Below are 20915 nucleotides of genomic sequence, written 5' to 3' on the forward strand. Positions count from 1 at the left end.
GTAGTGAAAGGTTGAAGAAGCTCGGCGTCGTGATTCGACAACCGGCAATTTACTTATCCGTAAATATCGAGAGCAAGCCATGCCCCTGCATGATGTCCGAACGCAGCGTCCTTCCGATGAGCATTTCACGCTGTTCGGCCGTTTTGCCATCGGGCGCACGTCCCGCTGCCTGTGGGCGGAGGGGAAAGCGCTCGCGCTCAATGAACGGGCCACCGACTTGCTGATCACCTTGGTCGACGCGGGCGGCAGGATCGTCTCGATCGAACAACTGCAGCAGCATGTCTGGCCCGGCTCGTCCGTTTCGGCCACCAGCGTTCAGGCGTTGGTATCGCAATTGCGCACTGTGCTGGGCGACGATCGGGACGTGATCGAGACCGTGCCGCGCCGCGGTTATCGCTTCGCCGCCGAGTGGTGCGACATTCGCGACGAGTGGGTCGGCCCCGACGGCAGGAGCGATGCAGTCGATCCGGCGAAATGCGCATTGCGCGACATGCTGCAGGCAGGCAGGCGCGACGAACGCGCCGCGGGTTCGCTCGATGACGATGTCGAGCACCCGCCGTTGATCGGGCGGGATGCGGAGCTCTCCGAGTTGTTGATGCTTGCGCCGAAACATCGGCTGATTACGTTGACCAGCCCGGCCGGCAATGGAAAAACGCGGCTCGCGCACGAGGCAGCGCTGCGCACCGCACCATTGTTCCGCGATGGCGTTGCCTACGTCGATCTAGTCGACCTGACACTGCCCGAACTCATCGCGGACGTCATTGCGGCAAAAATCCGGCCCTTTTCACCGCATGCGTCATCGGGGTCGGCTGGACTCGTCGAGCAATTGACGGATCGACGAATGCTGCTGGTCATCGATCATTGCGATCACCTCGCGCAAGAGGTCGCCGCACTCGTCGAGACAGTGCTGAATGCGACCGAGGTGTGCCTGATCGTGTGCGCCGAAGCACCGTTGTTTATTGCCGAAGAATGTGTGCTGCCATTGGCGCCGTTGCGCTTCGGTGGGCGATCGTCATTCGATGCGGCGCCCGACGTGCCGGACACGCCCGCGTCGGATGCCTGCCGGCTGCTTGTCGCGCAGCTCGAAGCAAGCGGGGTATGGCCGTCCGCCGAACGCATCGGAACAACGTCGGAGCGCACGTGCACCGTTCCATTCGACGCGATTCTCGAACCGATCTCCCGGGCGTTGAGCGGCAATCCGCTCGCACTCGAGCTGGCTGCACGTCAGATCGCGCGCGCCGTGCGTGGCCGAACGACGATCGCCAGCGCGCTCGAGGACTGGTACGCGCGGTGGCGTCGGCTCACGCTGCATCGAACCGGAAGTCACGAGGTTGCAACAGGGCCGGCTGCGCTGGTGTCGTCCGTGGTCGCCATGGCCTATGCCACCCTCGATACCGCTGCGCAGCACGTATTGTGTTGCGTCAGCCTGATCGGCGGACCGTTCGACCTTGCTGACGCATGTGCCGTCTCCATTCGACCGGAAGAAACGGGCACCCGGGATGCGGAAGACAGGCTGCAGACGATCATGTCGAGCCTGATCGACGCCGGCCTGGTCGATGCAGGTCCATCGGCCGATCCTGGCGGCCCTCTTGAAGTCCCTCGGCCCGTGCGACGATTCGCATTGGAGATCCTGACGCATCGTTCCGACTACGCAGACCTGTCGGTGCGTCATGCCAAATGGGTCGTCCAGAAAATCAGCCCCCCGCCGGGTCGGGATGGCGCGCCTGCCGACCCACGCCGCGACCACGCCCCGACGCTTGCGGACCTGCGACGCGCACTCGGCTTTTCGAGCAGCGCAGGTTATCCGCGGATCGTCGTGGAACTGCTGCGACATTCGGGGCCGGTCTGGATCGGCGCACGTCTCGCCAGCGAATGGCTCGCATGGATTCGCCGCGTGCTGGAACACGATCCGTCGCGCCCGGCCCTCAAGGTCCGCGATCACATGCTTTTATATTTGTCCGTGGCGCAGTCCGTGCAGCACGTCGCGTCGACAGCGGATGTCATTGCGTCATGGTGGCGCGTCTATGAGCTCGCCACTGCCTGCGCCGACGACGGCAACCGCGTGCTCGCGCTATCGCTGTTGTTGATGCGTTCGCTCGAAGCCGGTTTCAATGACGATTCGCCCGAACTTCTGATGCAGGTGCGGGCGCGGATCCTGCACGAATGCGCCACTTCGTCGTCACATCGCGGCTTCGCGCTATTGCACGGCGCGCTGCTGACCTTCGATGGCCGGCACGATGAGGCGATCAGCCTGTTTTCTCCGCCGGACGAAAATGCGTGGCCGGTTGGCGAACGGCAGGAAACGAACACGCCCGACTACGTCGCGGTGGTGTCGGACAACGCGCTGGCCATGTCGCTGTGGCTTACCGGCGCGCACACGATCTCGCATCCGCTGTTGTTGCGCGCGTTGCAGGATGCACGACAATCGACCGATCCGATCGCACGTTGCGCCACCGCGATGTTGGCGTGCGTCCTGTGCCTGCTGGAAGGAAACACGCAACGTGTCGCACAACAGGCCCGGTTGCTGCTGGAGATCGCGCAACGCAACGGGTTGCAAGGCTGGACGAGTGTCGGACGCAGTTTCCTGCAGTGGACGCGTGCAATCGACGAGACGCACGACGAAGCGTGCGCGCTGACGCGACTGGCGCTGGGCAATCTTGCCCGCGGGCACACGACCATCGTCGATCTGGTCGTGCTGGAACGGTTTTGCGGGCTCGTATTGAGCAAGGTGGATGTTTCGATACTGATTCCGCAGCTGGAGCAGATGATCGCCAATCTGCCGGGCGGTGGACGCAGGTGGTTGATGCCGGAGGCATGGCGCGTGTATGCGGTCATCCAGCACCGCGCGGGGCTGCCTGCCGAGAAGGTGCACGCGGCGCTCGAGCAAGCGGCGCACGAAGCCCGGCAACAACGTGCGTCGCTACTTTGGCGCCGGATCTCGGCCACCCGGGAGCACATCGTGTCGTCGCACAAGGCCGAGGAAGGCCACGACACCACCACCTGATCCGGGCTGCGTGTGTCGCGGGCTGGCCGGACGCCGGCCCGGGCCGACGATCCGTCGGCCATCGATACGCTTCCGGGTACCGGCGTCTCGCCTGCCCGCCAATCAACGATCGGCTTGCGGATACGTCACGGGCATACCCTGCGGGGGGAATGCGTCCACGGGCATGTCGTGCCGAGTGGGGCGATACTTCGGAAGCCTGACGAGCACGAGGGCGGAAACGAGCAGCAGGATCGCATCGACCCAAAGCGGCACGTTGTACGATCCCGATCGGGCATGAAGGAAAGCCATGACCATCGGGCTGAGACCAAGGCATGCGATGAATGCGCCGAAGATCCACCCGAACACCCTGCCGTACGACTGCTTTCCAAAGTAACGGGATATCAGGTACCCCAGCAGGTCGCCTTCGGTGCCGAGCGCGAAGCCTACCGCGATCGCGGAAAAAGGCGCTGCCGCGATTCCGAACGTCGCGAGCGCGGCGTATCCGGTCGCCGCGATTACCGCGATGGTTCCCAGGATATACGGGCCAAAGATGCGGTCGGCGCTCCAGCCTCCCAGCAGCCGGCCCGCGATGCCGGAAATCCCGACGAGCCCGGCGATTTTGGCGGCATTCACGGCAGTCATCCCGCCATCGACCAGCATCGGCGTCAAATGCACGAGCATGCCGCCCACTGCGAGCGAATAACATCCGAGCCCGAGCATCAACTTCGAGAAGATCGCACGTCGCTCCTTCGCACTGAACAGGTTGTCGTCCGATGCAACGACGGTCGATTTCGACGCGCGGACTGCCGCCGGTTGCACGAGCGACAGCACAGCGAGTAACGGAAGCATGGCGGCTGTCAGCGCAGCCAGCGTCAGATACCCCGCCTGCCATCCATGCGCGGCAATGACGGTTGCGACGAGAAGCGGGGCAAAGGTTGCAACCAGGCTCGGCCCCAGAAGGGTGATCCCGAGGGCGAGCCCTTTCGTCGCTTCGAACTGATGGACCACCAGCCGCGTATACGCAACCGGGGCGGCTCCTGCGCCCAAAGCGGCAATCGCGAGCTGGATCGCGTAAAACTGCATCAGGGAAAAGCGATGCAGTCCAAGCGCCGAAAACAAAGCGGCAGCCATCACGAGCGAGCATGCCGTGACCCTGGCCACGCCGAATCTGTCCATCAGCAGCCCGGCGATGGGTGACACGACTGCCAGCATCAGCGTGGAAAGCAATACCGCGAAGGACAGTTCGCTACGGGTCCATCCGAGATCATGCGTCATGTACGGGAAAAAAACGCCCGATGTATAGAGGGGCAGGGAAGAAATCCCCAGCCCGCATCCGAACATGGCGACCATGATCAGTAACCAGTTCCGCTTGAATTCATCGAAGGTCGAGTTCATCGATTCACTTCCTAAATGGTGCGACGGTTCCCCTTTGCGAAGTACGACGCGCTTCCATGGAATCCGCAAAACGGAACGGCCTGTCTACACGAGTGCACGGCAGGCCGGGCAGACGCACTGCCGGGCAGCCACGAAAATGCTGGCGCGACCGGCTGAAGCCGGGCGCCATTTCAGCTCGCGATATTCCCGGCTTGTCGACACCGGCGTCGGCAAGCCGAAAAATGAATGATCAACGGACTCCGACGCGTATCTCGCCGATTGCTCGTCACATGATCGTCACCGGATTCCTGTTCGAAATCCCGTCGGCGATGATGCCATTTGCGCGGACGTCCGTCGATTCGCCCGGTCAGTCCGAGGAGAAATCCGCCCCGGCCGAATACCCTTCGTCCGCAAGAACGAAGCTGCCGTGCATCGCGCGCGCGGCGTCGGAAACGAGGAACAGCGCGATTTGCGCGATGTCCTCCGGTGACGAGTAGGCATTCCCGCTGGGCGTCTGATCCACGATCTCCTTGAGGACCGATGCGTATTCCGGGTCCTTGCGAATATATTCGTTGATGGGCGTTGCGGTGTTTCCCGGCCCGATCGCATTGATGTTGATGCCGTGTGGCGCCAGCTCGAACACCAGCGTCTTGGTCAGCATGATGACGGCCGCTTTTGTCGCACAGTAGGCGGCAAAGGAGCCGAATCCCATGATCCCGCACACGGAGGCAATGTTTACGATCTTGCCGTAGCCGTTTCGCTTCATCTCCGGCACGACGGCGCTGATCGCGTTCCACGTACCCTTGACGTTGATGTCGACGGTCTTGTTCATGTTGCTCTTGTCGTCGGAATCGATCGGCGTCGGCACGAACACACCCGCGCAGTTCACGAGAATATCGATCCTGCCGAAATCGGCGACGATCTCCTTTGCCAGTTGCGTCATCGCATCCGCATCACGGACATCTGCCGCATATCCTTTTGCCCTGCCCTCCGCGGCGCCCAGCGTCCTTGCGACGGCCACCGCTTTCTCGACGCTGCTCGATGCCACGACGGCGACGATCGCCCCCTCTTGCGACAAGGCTCGGGAGACCGCTTCGCCAATGCCTTGAGACCCGCCCGTCACGAGCGCTACCTTCCCCTTCAGCTTCATGAACCTGCTCCTGTTCAGGATAACAAACTGTCGATCAGTCGATCGATCTGCATTGCGGTGCCGGACTCAGGCCAGCGCCGGAAATCGGGCCCGCGCGCTCGCCTGGTCGACGCCGAGTTTTTCGGCCAACCAGTCGCAGACGAATTCCTGACCGAGCGTCGGATTGTCGATCTGGCAATGCGCGGCACCGGTTTCTTCCGGATAGAAGAGCTTGAGTTCGGCGTTCACGCCGTTCTTTTTCGCATAGTCGTAGGTGTCGGTTGCCGTTTCGAGGCCGAGCCAATCCTCGGTTCCCTGGAGGACGAGATACGGCACGCTGATGCGGTCGATGACGCCGTTCAACGAGAACACCTTGGCCCGCTGAACCACCGCTTCAGGTGTCGAGCATCCGAAGACCCATTTCAGGTGGCCCCAGATCAGCTTGTCGGGAAAATCCAGCCACTCGGCGAACAGCGACGACATGTCGAACATCACCGAATCGGAGACAACGGCAGCGACCCGCTTTTCCTCCGCCGCGGCCAGCGCAGCGTAGACACCCCCTACGCTGGCACCGTACAGGCCGATTCGGGTCGAATCGACGTCCGGGCGCGTCAGCAGATAGTCGACACATGCGCCCACCGGCACATGCGTGTCCGGACGGTTGACGATTTTTTGCCTGCGCAGCGTGCCGCCTTGTCCGGGCAGATCGACCAGCAACAGCGACATGCCTCGGGGAAGCGCGTGCTTGGGCATCTCGTGAAGGAGCTCGTCCTTGTACTCGTCGAGTCCGCCGAAAGCGATCACGACCGGCGATCGAACGTCGCTGCCTGCGCAGGGGATGAAATAGGCATCCAGGTGCGCCCCGTTCTCGTAGGGGACCCTGACGACTTCGCCGGCTGGCGTGAGACCCGCCAGATAACGCTTCGAGCAGCGCTCCACGCTTTCGAAGGTATCGGTGCGTCGCGGGTCGTCGTGCCCGAGATAGAACTCCGACGAGCGATAGTAGTTGGCCGCACGCAGCCAGTTGCTGCTCGCCGTACGAAAGCGCTTCAATTCGAAGGCTTCGTTGGCACGCGCCTCGCTCGTCCGCGCGAGAGCTTGCCACTCGCGATACCAGCTCTCGGTATCTCCCGGCGTCATCCGTGATGCGGCGAGAAAGCACTCGCTGATCAGACTGGCCCCTTCCTGCGCGGCACCCAGCGTGCGCGCGAACTGAAAACTCAACTCGGGTTGCCCCGGCCATTGAACCCAGCCGTTCTTCTCGTAACGACCGGGTACTACCACGCTCTTCGTATCCATCTTCTGTCTCTCTCCATGTTTGCTTTGACAAACCAAAACACGACCAACCTTCTTCTTTCATTCCGTTTGCTGCGGGTCTCATGCCGACGGGTTCGACACATACCGTCGGTGCCTCGCAAGCCGCGCGCCCCGAGCCTTTCGGGCATCCGAACAGGCCGGACGCTCACGCGCTCATCACGTCCGGCATGTTCGCGACACAACCTCCCTCCATCGCCCTTTCACCCCTCAGGTATTCCTCTGAGCTTTGCGTGAACCCCAGCCATATCAAATCAGCCTGAATTTACGGATACGTAAATTTCGATTCATGATAGCGGGTCTGTTATCACATATCAAGATGATGTTCCGTTGACGCCCCGGAAGCGTCGGCGCCCCGGTCGTGTCGGCTCCGAAGGACGGTTACCGTACCTGTTGACCGGGATGCCGCCGTCCGGATGCCGAACGTGGAATCCGTGACGTCAAGCGAGCGAGCGCATCACGTCTGACAGAACCGCTTCGAGGCTGGTCATGAACAGATCGACGTGGTCCGGTTGAAAAATGAGTTGCGGTCTCAACTTGAGGACGTTGCCGTGCGGCCCGGTGGCACTGATCAGAATGCCTTTCCTGCGCATGCCGTTCACCACCTCTGGCGTATCGTCGCTCAACGGCGCTCTGGTTTGCCGGTCCTTCACCAGATCGACCCCGATGAAGAAACCTGCACCGCGAATGTCCCCGATCAGCGGGCACCTGTCCTGAAGATCGTGAAGTCTCGACCGGAAATAGTGTCCCGTGCTTTGCACGTTGAGCATCAACCCTTCGTCCCGGATCGCATTCAGAACCGCAAGGCCCGCGGCGCAGGCCACCGGATTGCCGCCAAACGTGTTGAAGTATCTCGTCCGACCGGCGAACGCGTCGATCAGCGGCGTCCGTGCGACGATGCCGGCAACCGGATACCCGTTTCCCATTGGCTTCCCGAGCGTGACGATGTCCGGAACGACGCCGTGGCGCTCGAAACCCCACATGGCGGATCCGGTGCGGCCAAAGCCGGCCTGGACCTCGTCCGCGATGAAGAGTCCGCCCTCGCGACGGATCAGATCGACCGCCGGGCCCAGGAAACCGGCAGGATCACCGAAAATGCCGTCGCTGCTGAAGATCGTGTCGACGATCAGCGCAGCAGGCTGAATGCCGTGCCGCTTCATGTCGGCGACTGCCGCGGCAACGCTCTCGGCAAACCCGGAAGCGACCTGTTCCGCCGTGTATGTCCGATAGGTGTCGGGGGCCGGGACGGTGCGCACATGATGGCCAAGCGGCACCCCGGCTCCGAACGAAGGCGAGATCTCGGCGATCGAACTGGTGACGCCGTGGTACGCCAGCCGGGTCACGATGATGCCTGTTCCGTTCGTTGCCGCTCGTGCGACGCGCAACGCAAGATCGTTCGCTTCGCTGCCCGTGCAAGTGAACATCACCTTGTCGAGCTCCGCCGGAAAAAGCGCGAGCAGGCGATCCGAATACTCGAGAATCCGCTCTTCGACATAGCGGGTATGCGTCGCCAGCACGGCCATCTGGCCGGAGATCGCCGCCATGACGCCGGGATGGGCGTGCCCTATCGACGGCACGTTGTTGTACACGTCCAGGTAGCGCCTTCCGTCCACATCGTGAAGCCATACACCCTCGGCGCTTCTGGCATGGACGGGTTCATCGTAGAACAGACGGTAAGCCGGGCCGAGATTGTTCTGGCGACGCAAAATCGAATCGGTTGTATCCATTGAACTTCTCACGATAGGGTTGAGACTATCCGCGAGGATCGCGAATGGCCTGAAAGCGGGCACTGGCCTGCGCGTCGGAGATTTGCGCCAGGCGCCTCAAACCGATCCATGCATTTGCATTGTTTCGCAGAATGTAGGCGCTGTTCGACGGATGCAGCGATGCACGCCATTCCGTGATGGCGACGGTCATGACCAATCGCGCGATGATCAACGGAAAGAGTGCCTGAAGCTCCATGGTGTCCAGCGGCATCTCGCCATGGTACGCAGCAACCAGTTCCACGACGGGCGCCAGCGGATCACCGGAGTCCGAAATGAAATAAGAGGCTGCCGTCGCGAGGTCGTTGATCAACGGCGCCTTGACGATATCCCCAAAATCGATGACGCCGGACACGCCGTTGGTCGCAGGATCGACCAGGACGTTGTACGGATTCATGTCATTGTGGATGAACTGTTCCCGCAGCGATCCCGACAGCGGTTCGATGCATGCTTGAAAGCGCTCGAATGACTCGACGGCCAATCGTTGGCGATCCGAACCTTCGATGAATTCCAGTAAACCCTTGACCCGGTCCATACGCTTCAGATCCCACAGAAGGTCGCGATCGGGAGCCGGGTACGCGAAATCCGCGAGGGCGCGCCCGATCCGGGCGTGTGTCTGCCCGATCGAGCGCCGGCAGAATCGGTCGACCTCGACCTGATGCAATGGCGTTCCCTGAAGAAAGCTGAACAATCGCACGGTCGCCATCCGGCCGTCAGGGAGGCAAAACCAACCGGCGTCGGCTCCAGCGTTCGTCGACAGCACGATGGGAACCGGAATGGACGAATCGGTCGCCTCGATGTGACGCAGCGCCTTCGTGACGAGTTCCGTCACCTGCGCAGGCTCGGACGGGTGCGTGATCTTGAGCACGTACCGGCGTGCCTCGCCGTCCTCCACCAGGTAATTGAGATCGCGCTCGCCGGTGAGTCTCTTGAGGGAACGCGGCTCGAACGAATAAACGGCTCGCACGATGTCGCAAGCCACCTCGTCATGCACCGCCGGCATGGCTTCGGTGAGCGTCTTGTCGAAGACGTAGTCGGTGTCGGTCCGCCCGCTCATTTCCGGGCCTCGACAGCCATACCGCCACTGGCGTCCGCATCGACGTCGACGCCGTAGATCGACAACGCGCGCTCGCGCGAAATCCAGCGCTCGCGTACGTCGTCGATCACGGCTGCGACGGCGCGTGCTTTCGGTACCCCGTATCCGCCGCCGCCCGCGCAGACCGAGCGGATCGTCTCGCCCGGAAGCAAATCGACGTTCCCCGCCACGGGAATGTCACGGCACGCTCCATCCTTGTCGAGCAGAACCTGCGACGTCGCGCCGCCCGCACTGCCGCCGCGGGCGCCCTGTGCCGGATTGACGGAACCGTCGGCGACATACGCGACCGTCATCTTGCCGGACAGCGGCCCGAATTCGGTCACCAGGCTCGACGCGCCGCGATACTGCCCCGCGCCCTCGCTGTCGATCAGGAATTGCCGTCGGGTCACGATCACCGGCATGCGCAGTTCGTCCAGCTCCACGCTGTCCAGCAGGCATTGGCCGCCGTTGCCGGCATGCAGCATCAGTTGCCACGCATCGGCGCGCGGCCCGGCGCCTCCGCCGGTGAAACCCAGAAACACCTGGTTGACGTACGCATCCCCGGTGTCGCCGCGCACGCCGGAGAGCACGCCGACCGAAGGCGGCTGGAACGGACCGCATTCCGCGGCGCCGATACTCGCGGAAATGTCCGCCATCGCGACCTGGACCGGGCCGGTGACCCGGTCCGCAAGGTTCGTCGTCGCGACCGAACACGAAGTCGGATGACGCGGCACACCGACGACGCATCCTTCACGCAACTGGACATCGATGCGGCGGAACGCGCCGGCGTTCTTGGGAATCGTCGCGTCGATACTGTTGAAAATGCCGATCATGGCGGCGGTCCGGGCGCAGGATTCCGACAGATTCAGCCCGCACGGGTAGCAATCGTCGTTGTCGGTCAAATCGATGTGTACACGGGCTTCGTCCGGATCGATCCTGACGGTCACCTTGACGGTGATTCCGTCGGGCGGCGTGCCCGGAATCGGATCGTGCGTCGACGAGCGCTCCGCACTGGCGCGCGGCAGCTGGCGCAGCGCGGCGATCATGCGCTCTTCGCTGTAGTCGAGGTAGTCCTTCGTCAGCGCCTCGAGTTCGTCCCAGCCCAGGTCCGCGCCCAACGCAAGCAGCTCCTGCTCGCCGATGCGGACGGACCCGAGCATCGCAAGAAAATCCCCCCGCCATTGCTCCGGCACGCGAATGCGCAGTTCGCACATGCGGATCACGTCGGATACCAGTTCATACTGCCGTTGCACCTGGACGCACGGGAAAATCAGCGCGCCTTCTTCATACACGTCGCGCGCAGTCCCCATGTAGGTCGTCGGCTGGGAATTGCCGCAATCCGCCTGGTGCGCCTTGACGAGGATCGTGAATCGGTGCTTGCCTTCGGCGTCGAACACCGGCGCGAGCAGCGTATGGTCCGCGGGGTGCGAGCAACCGTGGTACGGCGAGTTGTGGAGGAAAACATCCCCCGGCAGGAAACCGGGGTGCAGTTCCTTCATCGACTTCGACATCAGGTCCGGCCCGGACAGCACGTGAATGGGCAGGCTCTCGGCCGCCGCGACGAGTTCGTCGTCGGCAGACACGATGCAGCACGAAAAATCTCTCGCGATATTGAGCACGCCGGAGCGGCCGGTTCGGGCCAGCGTGTTCGACATCTTTCTTGCAATGCCCTGGAGCCGGTTGTTGACGAGAGCAAGTTTGACGCCGTCGCGGCGGCTTTGGGTCGTCTTTTCAGTCATGTTCGTTGTCCTCTCATTCGACGTCGGTCATCACCAGGCTTCCGGACGGCGTCCGGCGTGCCTCGGCGCCAGGCGGCACCACGATGGTCGTAAAGGGTGATTCGACGATTGCCGGTCCGCTGATGCGGTGCTGCACGCCGATGTCCCCGAGCCGGTGCACGGCCGTATCGACGTAGCCGGTGTCCGGGAAATACGCGCGGCGGACCCGCTCCTGCGGCGGCTGCGTGATGTCGCCGGCATGGCCGACGCAGGGCTCGGATGCGCCCCGCACACGCACGGAGACCGTCGCACACCAGCCGACGATCTCGACCGGCGATGTGTCGTCCTGAATACCGAAGAGCTCCTCGTGGGCACGGTGGAAAGCGGCTTCGAACACCTTGACGCCATCCGCATGCGTGAAGACGTCCGGGGCAACCGGCACTTCGATTTCCCAGACCTGATCCGGGTAACGCGCCTCGACCAGGAACTCGGTCGCGCCGTCGGTCCCGGCTTGCTCGAGGAACCGCCGGCAGTCGCCGTTCAGATCGTCGAGGACGTGGCCCACGCCGGAAAAATCGAAGCGATCGGTCCGCGTGAAAAACGTGCGGCGATACTGCGCCGTGAGGTCGGACATCAATGCGCCGCACGCCGATAGCGCTGCGCCCAACTGCGGAATGAGCAGGCTTTTGGCGCCGAGGCGTCGGGCGATCCACGCAGAGTTGAGGCCCGCCGCGCCGCCCCCGCCGATCAGGACCGCATCCTTCGGATCGACGCCTTGATTGACGGTGATCGTCTCGATCGCCTGGACCATGTTTTCCGTTGCGATCTGGATGATCGCGCTGGCCGCTTCTTCGACGGTTCTCCCGAGCGGCTCCGCGACATGCGTCCGGATCGCCTTCACCGATGCGTCGACATTCAGCTTGCGCCGTCCGCCGAGGAAGAAGTCGGGGTCGAGATAGCCCAAGGCCACGCAAGCGTCGGTGACGGTCGGCAGATCGCCGCCGTTGTCGTAGGCGGCCGGGCCGGGTTCGGCCCCCGCACTTTGCGGACCGACGTGCAGCATCCCGCCGTCGTCCACCCACGCGATCGACCCTCCGCCCGCGCCGACACTCTTGATGTCGACCGACGGAAACCCCGTAATGTGCGATCCGCTCGGCGACTCGATGTGCGTCTCGCGTGTGACCGGAATTCTTCCCCGTCTCACCAGACTCACGTCGTACGTGGTGCCGCCCGTATCCGCGACGATTGCGAACTCGCTGGGCTCGTCGACCGATGCGAAATAGCGGCCGGAAATGGGCGCCATCGCAGGCCCCGAGTTGAGCATCTGGATCGGCATTCCCGCGGCGTCCGCCATGTCCAGGATGCCGCCCCGGGAAGTCAGCACGAGCAACCGGCCCTTGAGCCCCGCCTCGCGCAGGAAATTGCGCAAGCCTTCCAGGTGCTTGATCATCGAAGGCTTCAGGGACGCGTCGATCGCCGTCGCCGACGCGCGTCGATACTCGCGAATCGTCGGCGACACACGGTGGGAGAGCGACACGGGCACCGACGGCAGATGGGCCGCGAGCAGTTCGCCGACACGCGCCTCGTGGCTGTTGTTTACATTCGACCACAGCAAACACACGGCGACGGCTTCGATCCTGGCCGCCTTCATCTCCTCGATCGAGGCCAGCAACTTCGCCTCGTCCAGCGGCGTGCTGACCGAGCCGTTCGCGAGAATGCGCTCGGATACCTGCCAGGTGAGCGACCGTGGAATATAGGGTGCCGGCGTCGACAGCGAATAATCGAATACGTCGGGCCGCCCGCCCTCCCTGAGCACCAGGATGTCCGGGTGGCCTTGCGTCGTGAGAAATGCCGTTCGGGCCGTCCGCCCGGTCACGACTGCGTTCAACGCGTGAGTCGTGCCATAAATGAACATGCTGGTTCGCGCCAGCAACTCCTCCACCGTGAAACCGCCATCCTGCGCGGCCACTCGCAGCGCGGCATGCACGCCTTCCAGCGGTTTGCCAGGCGTCGTGGGCGCCTTGGCCATTCTCAGATGACCGTCGTCGTATTCGACGATCAGGTCCGTGAAAGTACCTCCAGTGTCGACAGCGATTCTCATGGCTCCATCCACTTAAATGAGCAGGCTCTATCCCAATCCCGCGCTATGCAGCGCATCCCTTTTTGTTATCTGTGATAACAGATAACAAATCATAGGCTCACGTTTCCGAAAGCGCAAGCCGAACCTGCCGCCGGACCGGAGCCGGCCACGGTTCGTCCGTGCGCCACCGCGGCGGGCAACGGTCGCGCGGCGCCGTCAGCGCCAGGCCCGCGTGATAAAATATTTACCATCACGCATCACGAACGAGGATCTCGTATGAACGACAAGAAGGTGGCGGAAATCCGCGATGTGCCTGCATCCGAGCGCGGCATCACAAAGGCGGATCGTCCCGGCCTTCTTGAACCTGTCGAGCGCGAAACCCTGTATGACAAGGTCTATCGGCAGTTGAGCCAGGCGCTGCGACAAGGTCAGTTCGAGATGGGCCAGTCGCTGACCCTGCGGTTCCTCGCCGGAACGCTCGGCGTGAGCATGATGCCGGTGCGCGATGCCGTCTCCAGACTGGTCAGCGAAGGCGCGCTCGAGACCTTGCCGAACCGGCAGGTCAGGGTTCCGCTGCTCACGCTCGGTCAGTATCAGGCGTTGATCGAGGCTCGCGTCGCTGCGGAAGGGCATGCCGCCTATCTCTCCGCCAAGCGGATCGGCGGCGACGCGCTGCGGGATGTCAAGGCTGCCAACACAAGGCTCAAGACGGCAGCGAAAAAGCGCGATCATGCGACCGTCATGGAGGCCAACCAGGCCTTCCACTTCGGTATCTATCGCGGCGCGGAATCTCCGGCGTTGCTGCAGATCATCGAAAATCTTTGGCAGCAGAGCGGCCCCTACCTGTCGAGCATCGAACGCGCGATGACCGCGAGTCCCGCCAAACGAGGGCACGATTTCGGTGCGGCGCAACATGATCGAATCATCGCGGCGCTGGAGAGTGGCGATGGCGATACGGCACGGGCGACCCTCGTTGAAGACATCGAAACCTTTGGTGCGATTTACCTGGACATCTTGCGGCACGGTCACGAATAAGCATTCGGGCCAGAAAATCCGTTCCTCGTCCTGCTTCAGGCGGTGCGCGGCCCGGTGCAGCGGATCGATCGGTCAACTTGTCGAACGGGTTGCCAGGCCGATCGCCGGCCATGGTTCCTTGTTGCTTTCCTCGCGGTACTTTGCGTCAAGCCCGCTAGCTTGACGGCACCTTCCGTTTTGCGGACGGTGCGTGAACCAGCGTGTCCCGTGCACTCGCTGCGTTTTTCCCTGCGCTGCTTGGCGGGCCCACCGCTGCACGAAAGTCCCGGACATGAACACCGTCGCGCGCCAGCCGCCCCGACCGAAACAACGCCACACGCAGTTCGGACAGCATTTGTCGCGGCGCCCGCTGGCCTTGGGAGTGCCCCATAACCAGTCGGCCAGTGACGCAGCTGGCTTGCATGACTTCAGGCCGCCTTCGGAGCCGTAACCGGTGCCAGTCGACGCGCTTTGACCGATGCTTCGTCGTCGCCCCGGACCCGTCTCGACTTTCGCGTCGTATTACCGTGAACCAACGCATTCAGTGCGCTGGCAACGTTCTGGCCGGCACTGCTTTGTGGCCCCACCGCATCGCGAAAAGCCTGGACATGACGATTCTCGCGTGCCGCTTGCCCTGAACGGAGCAGTACGGTGCGTAGCTCGGCGAGCGTCTGTCGCGGCTGCCCGCTCTCCTCCGGATTCGCGCGTAGCCAGCTCGCCAACTGGCGCAGCAGGCTCGCATGAGTCAACGCAGTCCTGCGAAGCGTCGCCGAGGTCTGCTGATAGTGGCGGATCAATGCGTCGTCGTCGCTCTGAACCGGCTGCCGTTTCCGTGTGGTATCGCCACGAACCAGCGCATCCAGCGCACTGGGCGTATTTTTACCCGCACTGCTGCGCATACCCACCGCGTCGCGGAACGCCTGTACATGAAAGTTTTTGCGTGCCGGCCGGTCCGACTCGAACAGTTCGGTGCACAACTCGGACAGCGTTGGCCGCGACTGTCCGTTGGCCTCGGGGTTAGCGCGCAGCCAATTGCCCAGCTGGCGAAGCAGACTCGCGTGACTCTCGGCAGTTTTCGGTGCGGTAGTCGACGCGTATCGGTATGCACGGATCAGCGCTTCGTCGTCCACATGCCAGTATCGGCCTGCACCGCGCCCTCGCGTTACCAGCTGATACCGTTCCTTGGTCAGCAACGGGATACGGACCTCCTGCATGAAAATTGACAAGTCGATTCCATGTCCGGGATGAATTTTTCAGGCTGCGTTTCCGGGTGCCGCCCGACGTGCTTGCGTGCCGAGACGATCGCTCCACGCGTCGATTCACGGCATCGCCCGACGTAGCGTCATTGCTCTCCGGCAGACCGCCCGGTCATGCCGGAACATGGATGCCAGAAAGCTGCCGGAACATGATCCGCCAGCGCCGCGTCAAGGAACAGGCTGGACACGAAGGCGTGTTCCGAAATGCGAGCGGCCGCCGTGCCGTTGCCGCATGACGGGTCGTCGCGACACGAAAAGGCAGGGGCGAAATTGCAACGGGTGCGATGTGAAGGAGTGAAATCCGCCGATCACGTAGATCCAAGCAACGTGGTCACCGAGCGGTCGTCGTGAAGACCGCTGCCACTCCCCCGCAGCGCCGGCAGTCGCAGCATTCCGACACGCCGTCGATCGTCCGCACTCGCCCGCTCGCCGAACAACCTGACAGTGCCGCCATGCCTTCGTTTCGTTCGTTTGCTTTTCGTCTTGCCTCAGCGCGATCCGATCTTGCGCTCTAGCATGCTGGGGTCTCTGCCTATCTCGGACACTACATCCATGCCGAATGACCGCGTTCGCCGTCCCGATACCAGCCTCGAGTGGCACGGTCCGCAGGAGTCCTCTCGCCGCCCGGCGCCGAACCGCCCCGTCGTGGCGCAGCAGGCGGGGCCGTTGCGTTACCTCCAGCAATCCTACGCAACACCGGGGAGTATCCGGCGACCGGCCACCGTTGCGCCAATCTCGCAGCAGCCAATCAGAACGGCTCAATGGCAGGACCCGTTCCCGTCTGCAGGGGACGCGCCCCAACCGTCCTGCGCCTCGGTTCCTGGCCAGACGCTCTCGTCCGATTCCACTGCGCGAGATCCATCCGGCGCCGGCGCACCGCTGTATGACCCGGGACAGAGTGCTCCCGGACAGAGGGGACGAATGGCTACATCCGAGCGAGATCCCGTGCGCGCTTCGGCCTTCTCGCCGAAGCCCCCGCGCGCATCGATCCTCGCAGAACACGCAGAATACATCGATCAGAGTAGCGCCAGAGCATCGCAGACCGAGCACAATCCCTCTCAACCCTCGGCAGCAAGGCCGGGCTCCAGTGTGTCAGCGCCCCCCCGCCGCGCCATACATCAGAGCAGCGTCACCGGCGTCCGTTGGCAAGAGGCCAATCAAAGATGGTTGGTGGGTTACAAAGGCTCGAACGACAAGAGGACGAGCACCACATTTTCGGTTTCACAATACGGCAGTGTCGAGGCAGCCCGGCGGGCCGCGGAAGAGGCTGCTCCGGGGCTCCGCGCGAGGACAGTTATGGCGGCGCCGCGCCTCCGCGCCGCGCGTCAGAGCAGCGTCATCGGCGTCCATTGGCAAGAGGACAATCAAAGATGGCTGGTGGATTACACAGACTCGAACGACAAGAAGACGACCCACACATTTTCGGTTTCACGATATGGCAGTGTCGAGGCAGCCCAGCAGGCCGCGGAAGAGGCTGCTCCGAGGCTCCGTGCGGGGACCGTTGTGCCGGCGCCGCGCCCCCGCGCCGCACGTCAGAGCAGCGTCACTGGCGTCCATTGGCAAGAGGACAATCAAAGATGGCTGGTGGGTTACACAGACTCGAACGACAAGAAGACGACCCACACATTTTCGGTTTCACAATACGGCAGTGTCGAGGCAGCCCAGCAGGCCGCGGAAGAGGCTGCTCCGGGGCTCCGCGCGGGGACCAACCGTCCAGAATAGGTGGAAACGGCACGGTCGACTTGGTGTAGTCCGCTCATGAAAAAACATGAGGGGCGATGGCTGCGCAAGTGGCCGACGGATTTTGGGTCCCGCCAGTGATTTCGCGCCAGGCAACGAAGCGCGCGGCGCGTTGCTTGCGATAGCGTACGAAAATAGCGCGGTGAACCGTATCGCTTGTGGCGAGCGGTTAACGAGCCCGGCACCGAACGCGACATCCTGGTGCAGAAGCACGGCATCGTCAACGCCCGGCCATTCACCAGTCGGTCGTCCACGAAGCCGCAGCGCCAGACCGAATCGGGCCGAGTGATGCGTGGCAGTCGTATGTCGTTGAATCAACGACGTCGGCGAGGACGTCGCCGCGCAATTCGGCGCTCCACATGCGTCGCGCGCGCGATTCGCTCAACGCCAGCCAGGCCGACATCCGGCAATAGCCGAAGCGCGGCACTTCTTGCTCGGCCACGATCAACCTCTCGCCCGGGCTCCGGTTCTTCTCCGATTGCCTGAGCGTACAAGTCGCCACTCGGCGGCTCAGTCGCAACGCATCTTCGCGTTGAGCTCAGCCTTTTCGCGCTGAACTCGAATTCGCAGCATAAAGATTGGCATCGTCCTTTTTATCTTGTCGATCCACAACGGACATGACGTCGCCAACTGTGTCACGAGCTGCCAGCCCATCCGGGCATCGGGCGCTTTCAAATCACGAGGACGCGTCGAAGCGGCCGCCGGCACCCACCCGGCCACGCATCGGCAAGGGCAGCCAATCGGGATCATTCGCGAGTCCGGCACGGAAAAAACAATCGGCGTCCAGCCCCCCTCCCGAGGGGGAAAGCGCTACAGCATCCGGAACCCGGCCAGGGGATGGCGGCCGCGCTCGGCATCAGCGAATACGAGCAGAAGGACTACTTCCGGCACGCGTACGGCACGAGCCCCGCGCAGCACTTGCTTGCACTGCGAATGCCTCCCGCACAGGAACTGCTCGAGGCCGGCAACCAGGTTGCCGAAACCACCAACCGCGTCAGCTACCCGCACCCCATCAACCTGAGCGCCGCGGTCACACGCTGCTTCGGGCGCACGCTGAAATCCATCCTCGGCGACCGTTCCTGCCGAGCCCTCCCCGTTCCGCCGAACGTACCAGCCATGACTGAACCGCATACCGCTCCCGCCTCCGCCGCCGACCGGCGCGAGATCTTCCTGAACCTCAACGAATCTCCGTTCGGCCTGTTCGACGAGGCCGAAGCCGCCGCCGCACACGCGCTCGCCGATGCGGGACGCTACCAGTTCCCGCTCGTCGAGCGGCTGCGCGACGCGATCGCCGCCATGCACGGCGTGCCGGCCGACTGGGTCTCCCTGTATCCGGGCTCGAACCGCGCGCTACATTACGCGACGCTCGCGTTCACCGCGCCCGACGCACCGCTCGTGCTCGCGAGCCCGGGCTACCCCGTCTGCGAACAGGCCGCCCGGCTCGCGAGCCGGCCGGTGCGCCATGTGCCGCTTCGCGCGGACGGCGCGCACGACGTCGCCGCGATGTGCGAAGCCGCGCCGCGCGGGCTGATCTATGTCGCGAACCCGAACAATCCGACCGGCACCGTGACGCCTCGCGACGCGCTGCGGCGCTTGCTGAGTGACCGCAGGCCCGGCGCGACCGTGCTCGTCGACGAAGCGTATATCGAGTACAGCGACGAACCGTCGATGCTCGACGCAGTGCCCACGCATCCAGGGCTGATCGTCGCGCGCACGTTCTCGAAGATCTACGGGATGGCCGGCCTGCGGCTCGGCTATGCGGTCGCGCAACCCGACACCATCGCACGCATCCACAGCATGCCGCCGCACGACGTCCCCGCGCCAGCCGCTGCCGCCGCGCTCGCGAGTCTCGCGCTGCGCGACCGGCTCGGTGAGCGCAAGGCATACACGGCGGCCGGCCGCGACGACCTGATCCGCTGGCTCTCCATGCGTGGCTTCGCGTGTATGCCGTCGCACGCGAACTGCGTGATGGTCGACCTCGGTCGCGCGGGGCTGCCCGTGATCGCCGCGCTGGCCGCGCGGGGCGTGTACGTGGGCCGGAGCTGGCCCGACATGCCGAACTGGATGCGCATCACGATCGGCGCGCGCGACGAAATGACCGCACTGAAAGAAGCGCTCGCGCACGTGCTCGCCGAATCGCCCGCTCGCGACGCCGCCTGAGCGTGCCGCCGCACCCACGCAGTTCCATGCAACCGACTCTCGCCGAGCCACCATGAAACGGCCGCCTCTCGTCACCGAGCTTGCCCCGCTGTCCGCCGATGAGCCGACCTGCTACCGCCGGCACATCCTGCTGCCGGAAATCGGCCTCGTCGGCCAGCAGCGCCCGAAATCCACCCGCGCGCCGGCGGTCGGCGCCGGCGGTCTCGGCTCGCCCGCGCTGCGCTATCGCGCCGCCGCGGGCATCGGCTCGTTCGGGTCGACGTATCCGGGCCTGCTGCAACGGTTCGTCGAGCATGGCCGGCTGCACCGCTTCGTCAACGTCTACGTGAACGACGACGACGTCCGCTTCAAGGGCGGCCCGTCGGCCGCCGGCGCGGACGGCCACACCATCACGATCCTTCCGGCCGCCGCCGGGAGCCACCAATGAACGCGACCGCCACGACGTCCCGCCTGCCCGAGGAGCCGATCATGCAGCAATGTCCTTTCATGAACCCGCCTGGCGCGGCCGCCGAGAAACCGCGGCCGGGGTTGCGCTACAGCGGCTATCTGCAGCTCGAGAGCCTGCTCGACAGCCAGTCGCCGTTGTCCGGCACGCACGACGAGATGCTGTTCATCATCCAGCACCAGACATCGGAACTGTGGATGAAGCTGCTGCTGCACGAGCTGACGCGCGCGTGCGCGCAACTACGCGCATCGCAGCTGCCGCAGGCGTCGAAGACGATCGCCCGCGCGCAGCGGACGATGGAGCATCTCGTGCATGGCTGGAACGTGCTCGCGACGCTCACGCCGGTCGAATTTCTCGCGATGCGCCCGGCGCTCGGCTCGGCGTCCGGCCAGCAGTCGTTCCAGTTCCGCGAGATCGAGTTCCTGCTCGGCAACAAGAACCCGGCGGTGATCGGCGATCACGATGCGCACCCGGCCGCACGCGAAGCGCTGCTCACGCGGCTGCATGAGCCGTCGCTGTACGACGAGGCGATCGGCGCGCTGGCGCGTGCGGGTTTTGCGATCTGCCGCACACGGCTCGACGCCGATCAGGCCAGACCGAGCCGCTACGACGCGTCCGTCGAAGCCGCCTGGTGCGCGGTGTACCGCGATACGGACACGCACTGGGCACTGTACGACCTCGGCGAACGCCTGATCGATCTCGAGGAAGGCGTGCGCCAGTGGCGCTTCCGCCATATCGGCACCGTCGAGCGCACGATCGGCCTGCGTCGCGGCACGGCTGGCAGCGACGGTGCGAGCTACCTGCGCCGGACGCTCGACATCGTGCTGTTCCCCGAGCTGTGGCAGATGCGCTCGACGCTCTGAT

General features: G+C 63.9%; 14 protein-coding genes and 1 pseudogene. 6 read left to right on the top strand and 9 right to left on the bottom strand.

What is annotated here, in order from left to right:
* The first annotated feature begins 79 nt into the window (after positions 1-79).
* Positions 80-3004, top strand: a complete 2925-nt coding sequence (locus BBJ41_RS32900; protein WP_069750531.1) for an ATP-binding protein — start codon at positions 80-82, stop codon at positions 3002-3004.
* Between the two features lie 102 nt (positions 3005-3106).
* Here BBJ41_RS32900 and BBJ41_RS32905 read toward each other — a convergent pair whose 3' ends face one another.
* From BBJ41_RS32905 to BBJ41_RS32935, 7 genes are all read right to left on the bottom strand, one after another.
* Positions 3107-4378, bottom strand: a complete 1272-nt coding sequence (locus BBJ41_RS32905) for an MFS transporter (protein WP_069750532.1) — start codon at positions 4376-4378, stop codon at positions 3107-3109.
* A gap of 346 nt (positions 4379-4724) precedes the next feature.
* A complete protein-coding gene (locus BBJ41_RS32910) occupies positions 4725-5507 on the bottom strand; it encodes an SDR family NAD(P)-dependent oxidoreductase (RefSeq protein WP_069750533.1) in 783 nt (260 codons plus the stop codon).
* Positions 5508-5573: 66 nt separating this feature from the next.
* On the bottom strand, positions 5574-6785 hold the full coding sequence (locus tag BBJ41_RS32915) for an alpha/beta hydrolase family protein (RefSeq protein ID WP_083282084.1): 1212 nt from the start codon (positions 6783-6785) through the stop codon (positions 5574-5576).
* Positions 6786-7240: 455 nt separating this feature from the next.
* Positions 7241-8527 carry an aspartate aminotransferase family protein gene (locus BBJ41_RS32920; RefSeq protein ID WP_069750535.1) on the bottom strand — a complete coding sequence of 429 codons (1287 nt, stop codon included), beginning with the start codon at positions 8525-8527 and terminating at the stop codon, positions 7241-7243.
* Between the two features lie 25 nt (positions 8528-8552).
* Positions 8553-9620 (bottom strand): phosphotransferase, encoded by a 1068-nt coding sequence (locus BBJ41_RS32925; protein ID WP_069750536.1) that lies wholly within the window; start codon positions 9618-9620, stop codon positions 8553-8555.
* Positions 9617-11377 (bottom strand): hydantoinase B/oxoprolinase family protein, encoded by a 1761-nt coding sequence (locus BBJ41_RS32930; RefSeq protein WP_069750537.1) that lies wholly within the window; start codon positions 11375-11377, stop codon positions 9617-9619. The genes BBJ41_RS32925 and BBJ41_RS32930 overlap by 4 nt, the downstream gene beginning before the upstream one ends.
* Before the next feature lie 13 nt (positions 11378-11390).
* Positions 11391-13457 (bottom strand): hydantoinase/oxoprolinase family protein, encoded by a 2067-nt coding sequence (locus BBJ41_RS32935; RefSeq protein ID WP_069750538.1) that lies wholly within the window; start codon positions 13455-13457, stop codon positions 11391-11393.
* 255 nt (positions 13458-13712) lie between these two features.
* Here BBJ41_RS32935 and BBJ41_RS32940 point away from each other — a divergent pair, with 255 nt between their 5' ends.
* Entirely contained in the window at positions 13713-14471 is a 759-nt protein-coding gene (locus BBJ41_RS32940; RefSeq protein WP_083282085.1) for a GntR family transcriptional regulator, read from the top strand.
* Between the two features lie 407 nt (positions 14472-14878).
* On the opposite strand, the gene BBJ41_RS32945 is transcribed toward BBJ41_RS32940, so the two are convergent.
* Positions 14879-15676 (bottom strand): hypothetical protein, encoded by a 798-nt coding sequence (locus BBJ41_RS32945; protein ID WP_156814952.1) that lies wholly within the window; start codon positions 15674-15676, stop codon positions 14879-14881.
* A gap of 951 nt (positions 15677-16627) precedes the next feature.
* Between BBJ41_RS32945 and BBJ41_RS42155 the strand changes: the two genes are divergently transcribed.
* The gene (locus BBJ41_RS42155) at positions 16628-17428 is read left to right on the top strand and encodes an AP2 domain-containing protein (protein WP_167362243.1); all 801 of its coding nucleotides are present in this window, start codon (positions 16628-16630) and stop codon (positions 17426-17428) included.
* A 226-nt stretch (positions 17429-17654) separates the two neighbouring features.
* On the opposite strand, the pseudogene BBJ41_RS40830 reads toward BBJ41_RS42155, so the two are convergent.
* Positions 17655-17966, bottom strand: a pseudogene (locus tag BBJ41_RS40830) (IS3-like element ISBcen23 family transposase); the annotation flags it as partial.
* Between the two features lie 317 nt (positions 17967-18283).
* Here BBJ41_RS40830 and BBJ41_RS32955 point away from each other — a divergent pair.
* From BBJ41_RS32955 to BBJ41_RS32965, 3 genes are read left to right on the top strand one after another with little or no spacing between them, the layout of a single operon-like run.
* Complete coding sequence (locus tag BBJ41_RS32955) at positions 18284-19606, top strand: aminotransferase class I/II-fold pyridoxal phosphate-dependent enzyme (RefSeq protein ID WP_083282087.1); 1323 nt, start codon at positions 18284-18286, stop codon at positions 19604-19606.
* A 52-nt stretch (positions 19607-19658) separates the two neighbouring features.
* On the top strand, positions 19659-20033 hold the full coding sequence (locus tag BBJ41_RS32960) for a ThiF family adenylyltransferase (protein WP_069750541.1): 375 nt from the start codon (positions 19659-19661) through the stop codon (positions 20031-20033).
* A complete protein-coding gene (locus BBJ41_RS32965) occupies positions 20030-20914 on the top strand; it encodes a tryptophan 2,3-dioxygenase (RefSeq protein ID WP_069750542.1) in 885 nt (294 codons plus the stop codon). The genes BBJ41_RS32960 and BBJ41_RS32965 overlap by 4 nt, the downstream gene beginning before the upstream one ends.
* The last annotated feature ends 1 nt before the right edge of the window (position 20915 follow it).

Origin of the sequence: Burkholderia stabilis (assembly GCF_001742165.1) — a bacterium.
Classification (GTDB): domain Bacteria; phylum Pseudomonadota; class Gammaproteobacteria; order Burkholderiales; family Burkholderiaceae; genus Burkholderia; species Burkholderia stabilis.